The 15,702-nt window shown below is 71.7% G+C and carries 11 protein-coding genes; 5 read left to right on the forward strand and 6 right to left on the reverse strand.

Features of this window, described 5'->3' with window-relative positions:
* Positions 1 to 80: 80 nt before the first annotated feature.
* The 4 genes from ACEZDG_RS34410 to ACEZDG_RS34425 all read right to left on the reverse strand — a co-directional run bounded on the left by ACEZDG_RS34410 (position 81) and on the right by ACEZDG_RS34425 (position 5,505).
* Complete coding sequence (locus ACEZDG_RS34410) at positions 81 to 2,306, reverse strand: hypothetical protein (RefSeq protein ID WP_380517825.1); 2,226 nt, start codon at positions 2,304 to 2,306, stop codon at positions 81 to 83.
* A 66-nt stretch (positions 2,307 to 2,372) separates the two neighbouring features.
* Positions 2,373 to 3,227: a carbohydrate ABC transporter permease gene (locus tag ACEZDG_RS34415; protein WP_380517828.1), complete on the reverse strand. Its 855-nt coding sequence runs from the start codon at positions 3,225 to 3,227 to the stop codon at positions 2,373 to 2,375.
* Entirely contained in the window at positions 3,224 to 4,213 is a 990-nt protein-coding gene (locus ACEZDG_RS34420) for a carbohydrate ABC transporter permease (RefSeq protein ID WP_380517831.1), read from the reverse strand. Before ACEZDG_RS34420 ends, ACEZDG_RS34415 begins: the two co-directional genes overlap by 4 nt.
* Before the next feature lie 38 nt (positions 4,214 to 4,251).
* Positions 4,252 to 5,505 carry a sugar ABC transporter substrate-binding protein gene (locus ACEZDG_RS34425; RefSeq protein WP_380517834.1) on the reverse strand — a complete coding sequence of 418 codons (1,254 nt, stop codon included), beginning with the start codon at positions 5,503 to 5,505 and terminating at the stop codon, positions 4,252 to 4,254.
* 236 nt (positions 5,506 to 5,741) lie between these two features.
* Between ACEZDG_RS34425 and ACEZDG_RS34430 the strand changes: the two genes are divergently transcribed.
* Together ACEZDG_RS34430 and ACEZDG_RS34435 are read left to right on the forward strand one after the other, a co-directional pair.
* Positions 5,742 to 7,811 (forward strand): glycoside hydrolase family 31 protein, encoded by a 2,070-nt coding sequence (locus tag ACEZDG_RS34430; protein WP_380517837.1) that lies wholly within the window; start codon positions 5,742 to 5,744, stop codon positions 7,809 to 7,811.
* 71 nt (positions 7,812 to 7,882) lie between these two features.
* On the forward strand, positions 7,883 to 8,899 hold the full coding sequence (locus ACEZDG_RS34435; protein ID WP_380517839.1) for a LacI family DNA-binding transcriptional regulator: 1,017 nt from the start codon (positions 7,883 to 7,885) through the stop codon (positions 8,897 to 8,899).
* A gap of 105 nt (positions 8,900 to 9,004) precedes the next feature.
* Here ACEZDG_RS34435 and ACEZDG_RS34440 read toward each other — a convergent pair whose 3' ends face one another.
* On the reverse strand, positions 9,005 to 10,243 hold the full coding sequence (locus tag ACEZDG_RS34440; RefSeq protein WP_380517842.1) for a S53 family peptidase: 1,239 nt from the start codon (positions 10,241 to 10,243) through the stop codon (positions 9,005 to 9,007).
* Positions 10,244 to 10,619: 376 nt separating this feature from the next.
* Here ACEZDG_RS34440 and ACEZDG_RS34445 point away from each other — a divergent pair, with 376 nt between their 5' ends.
* A complete protein-coding gene (locus ACEZDG_RS34445; protein WP_380517844.1) occupies positions 10,620 to 10,883 on the forward strand; it encodes a hypothetical protein in 264 nt (87 codons plus the stop codon).
* Between the two features lie 28 nt (positions 10,884 to 10,911).
* Here the strand turns inward: ACEZDG_RS34445 and ACEZDG_RS34450 are convergent, their stop codons facing one another.
* Positions 10,912 to 11,685, reverse strand: coding sequence for a GntR family transcriptional regulator (locus ACEZDG_RS34450; protein WP_380517847.1), 774 nt, complete (start codon positions 11,683 to 11,685; stop codon positions 10,912 to 10,914).
* Positions 11,686 to 12,055: 370 nt separating this feature from the next.
* Here ACEZDG_RS34450 and ACEZDG_RS34455 point away from each other — a divergent pair, with 370 nt between their 5' ends.
* Both ACEZDG_RS34455 and ACEZDG_RS34460 read left to right on the forward strand, forming a co-directional pair.
* Complete coding sequence (locus ACEZDG_RS34455) at positions 12,056 to 14,821, forward strand: alpha/beta fold hydrolase (protein ID WP_380517849.1); 2,766 nt, start codon at positions 12,056 to 12,058, stop codon at positions 14,819 to 14,821.
* The gene (locus ACEZDG_RS34460) at positions 14,818 to 15,687 is read left to right on the forward strand and encodes an ABC transporter permease (RefSeq protein WP_380517851.1); all 870 of its coding nucleotides are present in this window, start codon (positions 14,818 to 14,820) and stop codon (positions 15,685 to 15,687) included. The genes ACEZDG_RS34455 and ACEZDG_RS34460 overlap by 4 nt, the downstream gene beginning before the upstream one ends.
* Positions 15,688 to 15,702 lie beyond the last annotated feature (15 nt).

A 15,702-nucleotide genomic window follows, 5' to 3' on the forward strand; every position in this document is an offset into this window, starting at 1 on the left:
TAAAACCCGTATCGCCGTTACGGTAGAAACGCCTGTGCCCTCCGGACGGGCTGTCCGGAGGGCACAGGCGCCGTACGTGCCTAGCTGGTGGTCACGTCCACGCTGTCGATCGCGACGTTGTAGCCGCTGCTGCTCGGGTTGTGGTTGCCGGTGACCCTGACGCGCAGGGTGTGCGCGCCGTTCGCCAGCACCGGGCTGGTCCAGACGACGCCGGAGGCGTTCCGGGTGGCCGCGTAGTCGTCGACCACGGTCTCGGCGCCGCCGTCCACGGAGACGGCGATCATCTCCTGGTCGACGTCGCGCACGGCGTGCAGCGCGATCCGGGTGCCGGTGAAGGCGAAGGTCGCGGTGGAGCCGGTGGTCTGGCTCCAGTTCGCGGTGCCGTCGTACATGTCCGCGATGCCGTTGGCGAGGCCCCAGCCCGCGCTGTAGGAGAACTGGTCGTTGCCGCTCCCGGTAGCGTTGCCGTCGACGGCCACGGTGGTGGACGTCGACTGGGTCTGCAGCACGTCCGCGCTGTCGAGCGCGACGGTGTTGCCGCTGCTGCTCGGATTGTGGTTGCCGGTCGCGGTGACGGTGAGGGTGTGCGCGCCGTTCGCCAGCACCGGGCTGGTCCAGACGATGCCGGAGGCGTTCCGGGTGGCCGCGTAGTCGTCCAGGGTGACCGGCGCGGAGCCGTCCACCGAGACGGTCATGGTGCCCTGGTCGGTGTCGCGCACCGCGTGCAGCGCGACCTGGCTGCCCTGGAACTGGAACTGCGCGGTGGACCCGGCGGTGTGGGTCCAGTTCGCCGTGCCGGCGTACATGTCGCCGATGCCGGTGGCCACGCCCCAGCCCGCACTGTAGGAGAACTGGTCGATGCCGGCGCCGGTGCTGTTGGCGTCGACCGTGGTGGTCGGCACCGGCGGCGGGGTGGCGGCCACGCCGTTGGGCGACAGGGTGACCGTGTAGGCGTCGGTGCCGGAGAGGACGTTCACCGGGACGCTGATACTGCCGTTGCTCGGCGTCATCACCGTGTCGGTGACGGTGATCGGGGTGACCAACTGGCTCTGGTCCGGGATCCGTTGCACCGTCACATGCACCGTGCCGCCGGACAGCAGCCAGGGGGTCGAGGACAGCCCGTTGACCGCGACCGTGGTGGTGCCGGTCTGGCCGCCGTTGTTGCCGAGCAGCGCGGTGGCGCGTCCCCGGCCCTGGTCCTCGGTGGCGGCGATGGCCATCGCCCCGCTGTTGCTACTGGCCACCTGATTGCCCGTCAGCTGTGCGTAGGCCTGGTAGACCCACCACTGCCCGGAGGGCTGCTGGCCGCTGCCGCTCCCGGTGAGCAGGGAGTCCAGGGTGCCGGCGCCGCAGCAGTCGGTCCAGATGGCGTGGGCGGCGGCGGAGACCCCGGAGACGGCGAGCCGGTCCAGGAACCAGGCCGAGTAGGCCGAGTTCTGCTGCTGCGAGAAGAGGTACTCGTTGATGGTCAGCGGGATCGCGGGCAGGCCGTGGGTGGCCAGCAGGCTGTCGGCGTCCGCCGCGTCGGCGGCCGGGTCGTTGCCGAAGTGCCAGTTGAGCACGCTCGGCAGGGTGCCGTCGGCCTTGGTCTGGCCCAGGAAGCCGTCAAGCCAAGTGTGGTTGTAGCCGCTGTAGGAGGGGCCGACGATGGACGCGGACGGGACCAGGCGGCGGATCTCCCGCACCGCCGTGTCCCACATCTGGTAATACTGCGCGCTGTTGACGCCCCGTTGCCAGAAGCCGGTGCCGTCGGGCTCGTTCCAGATGTCGTAGCTGACCTTCACCCCGGAGGCCTGGACGTCGCCGACCACCTGGTCGATGAAGGCGGTCCAGTTGGCGCAGTTGCCGTTGTCGCACGGGTAGACGGTGTTCGACGGCTGGGTGGTGTCCGCCCCGTACAGGTCGGAGACCAGCAGGTGGTACGTGGCGCCGTAGGGCGCGGCGGTGACCCGCTTGGCCTGGGACAGCGCCGAGTTGATCCGGACCCGGTAGCCGGACCCGGCGGCGTAGCCGTCGCCGATCCAGCCGCCGCCGTCGATCCGGGCCCCGCCGCCGCGGAACAGGGTCGGCTGCAGCGGCTGGAGCAGCGAGTCGGCCGGGCCCGAGCCGTCCTGGGACAGGCCGTAGAGGAAGCCGGAGCCGACGTGGGTGGCCGTGGCCCCCGGCTTGGACAGGTCCACCGACACCGTGCTGTCGGCGGCGCTCGCGTGGGTGGGGGACGCCAGGAACGCGCAGCTCAGCGCGGCGGCGGTGGTCATGGCGAGGAGCGCGGCCCGAAGTCGGCCGGGCAGGCTTGGCACATGCATGAGGACTCCCTGGGATGGACGGGTGGGTCCGGACAGGTGGGTGGTGCTCACGTGCGGTTACTCGGGTTACTTGACCGAGCCGCCGGTGATGCCGGAGGCGATGAACCGCTGGGCGACGACGAGCAGTACGGCCGAGGGAGCACAGGCCAGCACCACGCTGGCCATCACCGGGCTCCACTGTTCGGTCTGCGCGCCGAGGTACTGGTAGATCCCGAGGGTGATCGGGGTGACCTTGTCGGTGGAGGTCAGGGTGAGCGCGAAGAGGAAGTCGCTCCACGCGAACAGGAAGCTGAACAGCCCGGCGGTGATGATGCCGTTGCGGCTGACCGGCACCACGATCGACAGGAAGGTCCGCAGCCGGCCAGCCCCGTCGACCCGGGCCGCCTCGATGATCTCCTTGGGGATGGTCGCCATGAACGACCGCATCAGCAGGATCGAGAACGGGATGCCCAACGAGGCGTCGGCCAGCACCAGCCCCGGCAGCGAGTTGAGCAGGTGCAGCGAGCTGTAGGTCCCGTAGAGGGCGTTGGCGACCACGATGCCCGGGATCATCTGGGTGACCAGGATGACGACGATGATTCCGCCGCGCCCCGGCAGTGGAAACCGGGCCAGCCCGTAGGCCGCAGGGGTGGCCAGCACCAGGCTGATCGCCGTCGCCCCCAGCGCGACGGCCAGGCTGATCAGCAGGTGGCCGCCCTGGTCGGCGATGGCCTGCCGGTAGCCGGACAGGCTCGGGTGGAACGGGAACCAGTCGGTGTTGAACGAGGTGACCCCGCTCTGCAGCGAGGTGTTCACCATCCAGTACACCGGGAACAGCAGCACGCAGAGGATCACCAGGGCCACGACGGTCGACCCCCTGCCGCGCTGCGCTCCGCGCCGCTTGCCGCGCCGGGTTCCGCGCTGCGCGGTCACGGCGCTCACTGCTCGCCCTCCGCCCGGACCGCCTGCCGGTTGAAGCGCAGGTAGACCATGGCGAACACGAGCGACACCAGGATCAGGATGTTTCCCATGGCGGCTCCCTGGCCGAAGAGGAAGGTCTTGAAGGACAGCTGGTAGGACTCCACGGCCAGGGTCTGGCTGCCGTAGGCGGGGCCGCCGCCGGTGACCACCAGGATGATGTCGATGACCTTGACGGTGTAGATGAAGCCGAGCACGACCGCGACGGTGACCACCGGGCGCAGCAGCGGCCAGGTGATGTGCCGGAAGGTGGCGATCCGTCCGGCGCCGTCGATGGCGGCGGCCTCGTAGAGCTCCGGCGGGATCTCCTTGAGCCCGCCGTAGAGGATCACCAGGTTGAACGGGATCCCGACCCAGATGTTGACGATGATCACCGCGAACAGCGCGGTGTGGGAGTCCGAGAGCCAGGGCACGCCGTGCGCGGGGGCCAGCCGGGCCGAGGTGAGCAGCGAATTCACCACGCCGTTGTCCTGGTCCAGCATCCAGCGCCACACCGTCGCCGAGGCCACCATCGGCAGCAGCCAGGGAAGCAGCAGCAGCGCGCGGATCACCCCGCCCAGCGGGAAGCGCCGGGTGAAGAACAGCGCCAGCGCCAGTCCCAGCACGAACTGCCCGACCAGCGAGACCACGGTGAACACCGCGGTGTGCCAGACCAGTTCGCCGAACCGCCCGGAGTGCAGCAGGGCCCGGTAGTTGGCCAGCCCGGCGAACGGCGCCCTGCCGGTGTAGAGGCTGGCGGTGCTGTAGTCCTGGAAGCTCATGACGACGTTCTTGACGATCGGGTAGCCGAAGAAGGCCACCAGGTACACCACCGCTGGTGCGACGAAGGCCCACTGCGCCAGCCGCTCGCGCCGGGCCCGCGTACGCCCGGTCGGCGGCGCCGACGGCTTTGCATCCCTGCCGAGTTGACTATCGGTCAGGTGACTGCGAGTCAGTTCGACGTGGGTCATCGACTGCTACCTCCGTTCCAGAGCAGGAGCCGCCGGAGCTACTGGGCACTGCTCGCGGTCGTCTGCGCCTTGGTCATCGCCTGAAGCGGCGTCGCGGAGCCGGTGAACGCGGACTGCAGCGCCGTCTCGATGGCGGTCTGGATCGCCGGGTACTTGGTGCCGACCTCCGCGGTGCGGGACCGCGCGTTCTCGACCTCGGTCACGAACGGCGCCATCTCCGGTGTGGTCTGCCCGAGTTGCGCGGCGGCCGACTTCAGGGACGGCACCTCGCCGACCTTCTTGGCGTAGGAGAGCTGGTTCTCGCTGTTGTTCATGCAGGCCAGCACCTTCGCGGCGGCCTTCTCCTTGGCCGTGGTGGTGACCGGGACGGTCCACACCTCGCCGCCCAGCGGGACCGTCACCGGGTCGCCCGCCTTGGGCACCGGGATCGGGGCGACCCCGTAGTGCAGCGAGGTGGCCGCGTCCAGGGTCGGGAACTGCCACGGTCCGTTGATCATCATGGCCGCCTTGCCGGCGATGAACTGGTCGTTGACGTCGCTCTGCGCCCAGGTCACCACCGACTTGGACACCGAACCGCTCTTGACCATGCCGGTGAGCTGCTGCAGGGCCTGGACCGAGCCGTTCGCGTCCAGGTGCTGGAGGTCGCCGCCGCTGCCCCAGAAGAACGGCAGGAACTGCCAGGCCCCCTCGCCGTCGTTGTCGGCGGAGAAGGCGAAGCCGTAGTGCTTGGGCGTGGTCAGCTTCGCCGCGTCCGCGGTCAGTTCGGCCCAAGTGGTGGGCGGCTTGAGACCGGCCGCGCCGAGCAGGTCCTTGTTGTAGATCAGCGCGATCGAGTTCACCGCGGGGGCCAGGCCGTAGACCTTGCCCTGGTAGGAGCCCGCGACCAGGATCGACGGGTAGTAGCCGCTCAGGTCGACGCCGGCCGAGTCCAGCGGGGTGAGCGCGCCGGTCTGGGCGATCTGCTGCAGGTTGGGGTTGTCCAGCATCAGCAGGTCGGGCAGCGTGTGCGAGGACAGCTGCTGCAGCACCTTCGGCATCAGCTGCGGGTTCGCCACGCTCTGCTGGGTGACGGTCGCCCCGGCCGCCGCCGCGCAGCTCTTCAGGATCGCGCCGACCGCGCTGTGCTGCGGCTCCGAGGTGAAGTAGTCCATCGCGGTGAGCGCGATCTTCCCGTCCGCCGCGGGCTTGGCCGTGCCGCCGGACCCGCAGGCCGTCAGCGTCAGGGCCATGGCCGCGGTCGTCGCCAGCAGCCAACTGCCGCGCCGGGCCCGGATTCTGCTCACTCTGGTCATCGCTGGCTCTTTCCCGATCATTCGTAGAAACGTTTCGACGAATCAAAGCGCGGCCCCGCCGAGGTGTCAATCATATGTTCCACAACCGTTACCGGCCTGTATCTCCGCAGCACAACGGACCAGGTCCGGCAGCCCAGGCCCTTGACGGGAGTCGCCTCCCGGGGGGATGGTTTCGCTCCATGGGCCAGGCACGTCCTGGATTCATCGAATTATTTCGACGCTAGGAGAACCAGGGCATGACGGTGTTTCGGCAGGACGCGACGAGCCTGGAGTGGCGCAACGCCGAGCAGTTCGTCCGGGTCGAGGTCTGGGGCCCGGACGCGGTCCGGGTCCGCTCCGGCACCGGACGGCTGCTCGACGATCTGCCCGGCGCCCTGCTCGACGCACCGGAGCCGACCCCGGCCCCCGTCATCGAGATCCCGGCCGCTGACGCGATAACGGTGTCCGCCGAGGCCGCCATCGGCGCCCGCAGCGCCGTGCACGGCCCCAGCGCCGTGCTGCGGCACGGGGGGCTGCGGGTGGAGATCTCCCCGGCGGGACTGCTCCGCTTCCTGGACGCCGACGGCGCCGAGCTGCTCGCCGAGCGCCCGGCCCACGTCTGGTGGCCCGGCGCCCGCCACTTCGGCCCGCTCGGCAACGGCCGGCACCGCATCGAGCAGCTGTTCCAGGCCTACGACGGCGAACGGCTCTACGGCCTGGGCCAGCACCAGCACGGGCTGCTCGACCAGAAGGGCGCGGTGATCGACCTGGTCCAGCGCAACACCGAGGTCAGCATCCCGTTCCTGCTCTCCGACCGCGGCTACGGGCTGCTCTGGAACAACCCCGCCGCCGGCACGGTCGAACTGGCCTCCACCGGCACCCGCTGGACCGCGCACCAGGCCCGGCAGATCGACTACTGGTTCACCGCCGGCGGCGGCCCGGCCGGGATCCTCTCCCGCTACGCCGACGCGACCGGGCACAGCCCGGAGCTGCCCGGCTGGGCCACCGGCTTCTGGCAGTCCAAACTGCGCTACCGGACCCAGCAGGAGCTGCTCGACGTGGCCCGCGAGCACCAGCGGCGCGGCCTGCCGCTGTCGGTGATCGTCGCCGACTTCTTCCACTGGCCCGCGATGGGCGACTGGCGCTTCGACGAGGCCGACTGGCCCGACCCCAAGCAGATGGTCGCCGAACTCGACGCCATGGGGGTCAAGCTGATGGTCTCGGTCTGGCCCTCGGTCAACCCGGCCAGCGAGAACTGGCCCGCGCTCAGCGAGCGCGGCCTGCTGGTCGGCAATGAGTCGGGGGCGGCCACCCACACCCGCTGGATCGACAAGCAGTCCGACACCCCGGTCGAGGTCGCCTTCTACGACCCGACCAATCCGCAGGCCAGGGCCTTCGTCTGGGACACGGTCAAGCGCAACTACGCCGACCTGGGCATCAACGTCTTCTGGCTGGACGCCTGCGAGCCGGAGATGGTGCCGATGCACCACGCCAACCTGCGGCTGTGGGCCGGCAACGGCGCCGAGGTCGCCAACCTCTACCCGCGCGAGCACGCCCGCGCCTTCTGGGAGGGGATGACCGCCGACGCGGAGCAGCAGGGCGCGCCCCAGGACGGGCTGACCTTCTGCCGCTCGGCCTGGGCCGGCAGCCAGCGCTACGGCGCGGCGCTGTGGTCCGGCGACATCGGCGTGGACTTCGACGCGCTGCGCCGGCAGATCACCGCCGGACTGAACACCTCGCTGTCCGGGCTGCCCTGGTGGTGCGCCGACATCGGCGGCTTCCACGGCGGCGACCCGGACGACCCGGCCTACCGGGAGGTGATGGTCCGCTGGTTCCAGTTCGGCGCGTTCAGCCCGCTGTTCCGGATGCACGGGCACCGCGAGCCGCGCACCGCGCTGGGGGCCGGCATCAGCGGCGGCCCCAACGAGGTCTGGTCCTACGGTGAGCAGGCCGGCGCGATCATGGCCGACTACCTGGCCCTGCGCGAGCGGCTGCGCCCCTACCTGCGGCAGCAGATGGAGACCGCGGCCAGGACCGGGCTGCCGCCGATGCGGGCGCTGTTCCTGGAGTTCCCCGGGGACCCGGCCGCCTGGGAGGTCGCCGACGCCTACCTGCTCGGGCCCGACCTGCTGGTCGCCCCGGTGCTGGAGGCCGGCGCCACCAGCCGCACGGTGTACCTGCCGGTCGGGGCCCGCTGGACCGACGCCTGGACCGGCGAGCAGTTCGCGGGCGGCACCAGCCCGCTGGTCCGGGCCCCGCTGGAACGCATCCCGCTGTTCCTGCGCGACGACGCCAGCCTGCCGATACTGCCCGCTCGTGTAATTTGACAAGGCCGGAGTCCCGAAGGCCCAGAGTCCCGAAGTTCCCAGAGTTCCAGCGACAAGGTGATGGAGGTGCGGTGGCCGCCAGGTTGGTGGATGTGGCACGGCTGGCCGGAGTGTCGCCCAGCACGGTCTCCTACGTACTGAGCGGCAACCGGCCGATCTCGGAGGAGACCAGGCGCCGGGTCGAGCAGAGCATCGCGGAGCTGGGCTTCCGCCCGCACGCCGGGGCGCGCTCGATCCGCCGGCAGGCGACCAATGTCATCGCCATGGTGCTGCCGATGCTCTCGGACGGGCAGAGCCGGGTGCAGATGCAGTTCGTCTTCGCGGTGGTGCACGCGGCCCGGGCCAAGGGGATGAACCTGCTGCTGCTCACCGCCGAGGACGGCGTCGCCGAGATCAACAACGTGGTCGGCAGCGCCATGGTCGACGGGGTCATCGTGATGGAGGTGCAGCTGCACGACCCGCGGGTGCCGCTCCTCGCCTCGATCGGACGCCCGGCCGTGCTGATCGGCACCCCGGAGGATCCGGGCGACCTGGTCCACGTCGACTTCGACTTCGCCGCGGCGGGGGCGATGTGCGTGCAGCACCTGCACGACCTGGGGCACCGTCACATAGGGTTCCTGGGGCAGTCCGCCGACACCTACGCCCGCGAGGCCGGCTACGCCCTGCGGGCCAGGTCCGGCGCGCTGGACGAGATGGCGGCCCGCGGCGTGCCGCCGGTCTGGAGCCCGGCCGAGGCCAGCCCGGCCGGGGTGGCCGAGGCGATCGAGGACCTCTTCGGGCAGGACCCGGAGCTCTCCGCCTTGGTCGTCTACAACGAGCAGGCGCTGCCGCTGGTGCTGGACCGGCTGGCGCAGCTGGACCGGCGGGTGCCCGGGGACATGTCGCTGGTGGCGATCTGCCCGGACGACCAGGCCGAGCGGCTGCTCCCGGCGGTCTCGGACGTGGCGCTGCCGGCCGCCGAGCTGGGCCGACTGGCCTTCGAGCGGCTGGCCGGGCTGATTGCGGGCGAGACCCCGCCCAGCACCACCCTGCTGGAACCGCAGCTGAACCGCCGGGGCAGCGGCGGCCCGCCCCCGCCCCGGCGGTAGCGGACCGGGTCCGCACGCAGCAGGGCCCCGACCGTTGTGGGGAACGGTCGGGGCCCTGCTGTTCACGGGCTGCTGCGCTCAGTCAGCAGCCGCTGCCACCGGGGATCAGCCGGTGAAGGCAGCCAGGCCGTTCGGGGTGCCCAGGCCGGTCGGACCGTCGTAGCCGGCCTGCGCCTTGCACAGGTACGCCGGCGAGCAGGTGGTGGTCTGACCCGTCGTCACATCGAACAGCGAGCCGGTGTGGGCGTAGAGGTCGGCCGCCGGGTAGCTCGCGGACGGGGCGCCCGCGTCGGCGTAGACCGCGGCGATCAGCGGCGAGGCGACGCTCGTCCCGCCGTAGACCACCCAGCCGGAGGCGCCGTAGGTCTCGTAGACCGCGACACCGGTGGCCGGGTCGGCGACCGCGGAGACGTCGGCGACGGTCCGCTTGGCGCAGCCGGTGTCGGTCTGCCAGGTCGGCTTGGCGTCGTACCGGGAGCAGCCGGAGCCGGCGCCCTCGGTGCTGCTGGTGGACCACACGCTCTCGGTCCAGCCGCGGGTGTTGGAGGCGGTCTTCAGCGAGGTGCCGCCGACCGCGGTGACGTACTTGGACGCCGCCGGGTACTCCACGCCGTAGCCGGAGTCGCCCGAGCTGACGGTGATGGCCACGCCCGGGTGGTTGAAGTAGCTGCTGTCGTACGAGGTGTCGGAGCTGGACTCGGAGCCGCCGTAGCTGTTGGAGACGAACTTGGCGCCGAGCTTCACCGCCTCGTTGACCGAGATGCCGAGGTTCGCCATGGAGGAGCTCGAGGCCTCGACCAGGATGATGTGCGCGTTCGGCGCGATCGCCGAGACCATGTCCAGGTCCAGGGATATCTCCCCGGCCCAGCCGCTGTTGTTGGCGGGCAGCGAGGTGGTGCTGCCGGTCTGGCTGACCTGCTTGAAGCAGCCGCTGGCCACGGTGCAGGCGGGCAGCCCGAACTGGGAGCGGTAGACGGCCATGTCGGCGGCGGCGGCCGGGTCGTTGTAGGCGTCGACGATGGCGACGGTCTGGCCCGCGCCGCCGTTCGCCGGCAGCTTGTAGGCGCTGAGCAGGCTGGAGGGCCCGAAGCCCGAGGGGGTGGCGTCGGGGGTCACACCGAGGGCGTGGATGTGCTCGGTGGTGTTGGTGACCCGAAGGGCGTTGCAGGCCATCTGGCCGGCCTGGTGGACCACCGCGCAGGAGCGCACCCAGGTGGCGCCGCTGTGGGTCGCGACGGCGTCGGCGGGGGCCGCCGCCATCAGCCCGGACGCGGCCAGGGCCGCGGCGCCGAGCAGGGGAAGGACGAGGCGGCGCGAGCCGCGGTGGTTCGTGGTGGTACGCAACGTACTGCCTCCAGGGATGGGGGTGTGCCGGGGGCTCAACTGGTGTACGTCCGCCCAGGGTTGGGTGGGGCCCTGAATGGGGGGTGCCGTTGCCTCCCCGGTCAGGGGTGGCAACTGACGAGTAGGCTAGTGATCTGTCGGTGTTCCGACAAGACCCCGAAGGTAAAAATCCGGACCCCGGTCGTCCGGTGATCAGCGGCGGGTCCGCTCCACGCAAAAAGCGGAATAATACCCACCGTTATTGCATGACTGGAAATGATCCTTTGCACAGTTTCTGAGCAAACCGTGCACATGCCAATCGCCTATGCGTAAGGTTGCCCGTGGTAAGACGCCAATTCGCCGGGAGACTTCCGTGGGCCGACACGCACCAGACCCGTTGCCCAGTCCGACAACCACCCGCACCCATCTGCGGGTGCTGTCGAACCTCCTGGCGAAGCATGCCGCCGATCTCCCCGACGCGACCCTGAGCGACAGCTCGCGCCAGGACGCCATCCGCCTGCTCGCCTGGGCCACTTCGGCCGCGGCGCTGGCCGCGGCGGCGCTCAGCGAGAACGATCCGGACCAGGCGACCCGCTATCGCAGACAGGTGCGCGACACCCTGGCCGAGGCCCATGCCCTGGCTTGGTACCCCGGCGCCTGAGCCGCTGAAACCCCGGCGCGATTTCCGGTCAGCCCGAGCTGTCGTCGAAGCGCAGTCGGGAAGTGATCCGGTAGCGGTCGCCCCGGTAGACGGCATGGGCGAATTCCACGATCCGGCCAGTGGCATCCCTGGTGGTGCGTTCGACCTGGAGGATCGGCGCATACACGGCGACGTCCAGCAGTTCGGCCTGGGCGGGATTGGTGACGGCCGGCTCCAGGGTCTGCACCGCCTCCGCCACCACCACCTGGAAGCGCTCGCGCAGCAGCCGGTAGAAGTTGCCGCGCTCCATGTCCTCCGCGCGCAGCCCGGGGACCAGGTGGGCCGGCAGCTCCAACTCCTCGATGGACATCGGCGCACCGTCCACGTCGCGGACCCGGGTGATCCGCAGCACCGGCTCGTCCGGGCCGAGACCCAGCCGGCCCGCGCGCCCGGGACCGGCCGGTCCCGTGGTGAAGCGGACCACGCGGCTGGTCCAGTCCCCCTCGGCGGGCGGCACCGCCAGACCGCCGGCCACACCGCCGGACATCTCCTGGGTGACCTTGGGCGGACTGGTGAACGTTCCCTTGCCGTGCCGGCGGACGAGCAGGCCGCTGCGGGCGAGTTCGTCCACCGCGGCCCGGACGGTGGGGCGGGACACCCCGAGCTGGGCCGCCAGGTCCCGTTCCGGGGCGAGGCTCGTCCCCGGCCCCGAGCGCTCGATGACCTCCAGCAGGTGGCGGCGCACCAGGTCGCGCTTGACGGTGGGCGGCTTGTGCGCGGACGGTGGACGGCCGTCGGCGGCGTCCCGATCAGTACTGGTCACGGCCCCATCGTCGCAATGATCGAGGGTCCGTGTGCACCCCTTGCCACGAAGGGTGGGTCTTGACACCCGTCGAGGCGCCGGGTCACCTTGGAGTGCTGCCTCCTGCGTGGAGGCAGCCTTCACGTGCGGCCCCCGCGCTTCCTGGCGCGCGGGGGCCGCACGTCGGCGTTTCCGCCCCCTCCGCCCCGCCCCTTGCCCCGCCCGGCCGTTGCCCGGACGGAAGTTGGCGCACCGTCCGACACCGACCCGGTGCGGAATCCGGAAACATCCGTGTGATCTGATGCAAAAGATCTCCGGCCCCGCATGGGCACCGATACCCCTGCGGGATCGTTCACTCAGCATTGGCGCCCCCTACACCTAAGGATCCCGCATGGGCTTTCGACTGCCACGCCCGCGGCGAGCACTACTCGCGGGCGCAGCCGCCGCGGTCCTGCTGGTGGGGGCCGGCAGCTGGACCGCGGCCGCCGCGCACGGCCAGGCCGCAGTGCAGGAGCAGGACCAGGTCCTGCGGCTCCCGGAATCCCCCGGCAGCACGGCCACGGTCGGCATCGACACCGCCTACTTCACCTCCGGCAGCCCCGGCCTGCGCCGGCCCGCGGTACTGCTGGCGCACGGCTTCGGCGGCAGCAAGGACGGCATGCGGGCCGAGGCGGAATCCCTGGCCAGGGACGGCTACGCGGTGATGACCTGGTCCGCGCGCGGCTTCGGGAAGTCCGGGGGCGACATCGGGCTGAACGACCCCACCCGCGAGGTCGCCGACGTCAGCGGACTGATCGACTGGCTGGCCAAGCAGCCCGCGGTCCAGCTGGACGCACCCGGCGACCCCCGGGTCGGCGTCGCCGGGGCCTCGTACGGGGGCGCGATCGCCCTGCTGGCCGCCGGCTACGACAAGCGGGTGGACGCGATCGCGCCCGAGATCACCTACTGGAACCTCTCCGACGCGCTGTTCCCGGACGGGGTCTTCAAGAAGCTGTGGGCCGGGATCTTCTTCACCACCGGCTCGGCCGGCGGCGCCGTCGGCGGCAGCGCCCCGTCCACGGCGGCCGGCAGCGCCGCCGCGGCGGCTGCTCCCGGCGCCGGTGGGAACCAGGCCTGCGGGCGCTTCTCCGCCGAGCTCTGCGCCATGTACCAGCGGGTCGCCGTCAGCGGGGTCCCCGACGCCGCCGCGGAGCAGCTGCTGGCCGCCCGCAGCCCCTCCGCGGTGGCCGGCAGCATCAAGGTGCCGACCCTGCTGCTGCAGGGCCAGACCGACTCGCTGTTCCCGCTGGACCAGGCCGACCAGGCCGCCGCGGCGATCCGCGCCAACGGCGCCCCGGTCTCGGTGGACTGGATCGCCGGCGGCCACGACGGCGGCAACCAGGAGTCGGCCCGGGTCCAGCAGCGGACCGCGGACTGGTTCGCCCGCTACCTCAAGGACGACAAGGGCGTGGACACCGGCCCCGCCTTCCGGGTGAGCCGCAGCGGCGGGGTGAACAGCACCACCGCGACCGTCGCCCTGGACGGCGCCAGTGCGAGCAGCTACCCGGGCCTGGAGGGCACCCCGCGCACGGTCACCCTGTCAGGACCGCCGCAGACCTTCCGCAACCCCGCCGGGGCCGCGCCGCCCGCCGTGTCGGCCGTGCCGGGGCTGGGGTCGCTCGGCGCCCTGTCCGGCCTCGGGGTCGGGTTCTCGCTGGACTTCCCCGGCCAGTCGGCCCAGTTCGTCTCGCAACCGCTCAAGACCGCGCTGCGGATCACCGGTTCGCCCACCGTGCGGATCCACGTCCAGGCGGACACCGACGACGCGGTGCTGTTCGCCAAGCTCTACGACGTGGCGCCGGGCAGCGACCTGGCCGGCACCGGCCAGGTGCTGCCCTCGCAGCTGGTCACCCCGCTGCGGGTGACCGGGGCGAAGGCGGGGGCGGACGTGCTGGTGCACCTGCCGGCCGTGGACCACGAGGTCCCGGCCGGGCACCGGCTGCGGCTGGTGCTGTCCTCGACCGACCTGGCCTACGCCTCCCCGGTGCTGCCCGCCTCCTACACGGTCGGACTGGTCGGCGGCAGCCTGAGCGTGCCCACCGACCCGGCGCTGCGCACGTCCGTGGCGCCGCTGCCGTGGTGGGTCTGGGGCCTGCCGCTGCTGGGCCTGCTGACGGCGGCCGTGCTGCTGCTGACCGGGCGCCGCCGGAGCACCCGGCGGCCCGTCGCCGCGTCCCCCGGCGCTTCCGCCGACGACGCCGGGGTCCCGCTGCGGATCACCGGGCTGAGCAAGCGCTACGCCCGCTCGGCGGACCGCTACGCGGTGCGCGACCTGTCCTTCACGGTCGAACGCGGCCAGGTGCTGGGGCTGCTCGGGCCGAACGGGGCCGGGAAGACCACCACCCTGCGGATGCTGATGGGCCTGATCCGCCCGGACGGCGGCGAGATCCGGGTGTTCGGGCAGGTGGTGCACCCCGGCGCGGCGGTGCTGTCCCGGGTCGGCTCCTTCGTCGAGGGGCCAGGCTTCCTGCCGCACCTCTCCGGCCGGGCCAACCTCGACCTCTACTGGCGCGCCACCGGGCGTCCGGACCAGGACGCGCACCTGGCGGAGGCACTGGCCATCGCCGGACTCGGCGACGCGGTGGAACGCGCGGTGCGCACCTACTCGCAGGGCATGCGGCAGCGGCTGGCCATCGCCCAGGCCATGCTCGGCCTGCCCGACCTGCTGATCCTGGACGAGCCGCTGAACGGCCTGGACCCGCCGCAGATCCGGGAGATGCGCGACGTCATCGTCCGCTACGCGGCGGCCGGACGGACCGTCATCGTGTCCAGCCACCTGCTGGCCGAGGTCGAGCAGACCTGCACCCACCTGGTGGTGATGGACCACGGGCAGCTGGCCCAGGCCGGCCCGGTGGCCGAGATCACCGGCTCCGGCGACAGCCTGCTGGTGGGCACCCCGCTGCCGGTGCCCAGCGGCGTCCTGGACAAGATCGCGGCGCTGCCCGGCATCGCCGCCGCCGAACCGGCCGAGGGCGGGCTGCTGGTCCGCCTCGACGGGGCGACCGCGGCCGAGCTGATGGTCGAGCTGGTCCGCCTGGAGGTCCCGGTGCACAGCCTGGGACCGCACCGCCGCCTCGAGGACGCGTTCCTCACCCTGATCGGAGGGGCTGCCCGATGAGCAGCAGCACGCTGACCGAGTCCACCGGCACCGCCCACGGCTACACCGCCCGGCGCACCCTGCCGCTGCGGGTGGAGGCCGTGCGGCAGCTGCGCCGGCGGCGCACCATGGCGATGGCCGCCCTGGTGGTGCTGCTGCCGCTGATCATCCTGATCGCCTTCGAGGTGGGCGGGAAGCCCGGCGGGGAGAACAACCAGTCCGGCTTCCTGACCGTGGCCACGGCCTCCGGGCCGAACTTCGCGGCGAGCTGCCTGTTCCTGTCCTCGGGCTTCTTCCTGGTGGTGCCGGTGGCGCTGTTCTTCGGCGACACGGTGGCCTCGGAGGCCGGCTGGTCCTCGCTGCGCTACCTGCTCGCCGCCCCGGTGCCGCGGACCCGGCTGCTGCTCAGCAAGCTGACCGTGGCGATGGGGTTCAGCGTGGTGGCGACCCTGCTGGTGCCGCTGGTGGCGCTGGCGGCGGGGACGGCCGCGTACGGCTGGGGCCCGCTGGAGCTGCCGGCCGGGGGCACCCTGTCGGTCGGCGCCTCGGTGACCCGGCTGCTGGTCGCGGTGGCCTACATCATGGTCAGTCAACTGGTCACGGCGGCACTGGCGTTCTGGCTCTCCACGGTGACCGACGCCCCGCTCGGCGCGGTCGGCGGGGCGCTCGGCCTGACCATCCTGGGCAGCATCCTGGGCCAGATCTCGGCGCTGGGCAGTATCCGCGACTTCCTGCCCACCTACTGGGCCTACTCCTGGGTGGACGCGCTGCAGTCGCAGCCGCAGTGGGACGGGATGGCCAAGGGCGCCTCGGTGTCGGTGACCTACGCCCTGGTGCTGTTCGCCCTCGCCTTCCGCCACTTCCGCGGCAAGGACGTGGTCTCCTGAAGGCTGCGCGGCACG

Source organism: Streptacidiphilus alkalitolerans (genome assembly GCF_042511045.1).
Lineage (GTDB): Bacteria > Actinomycetota > Actinomycetes > Streptomycetales > Streptomycetaceae > Streptacidiphilus > Streptacidiphilus alkalitolerans.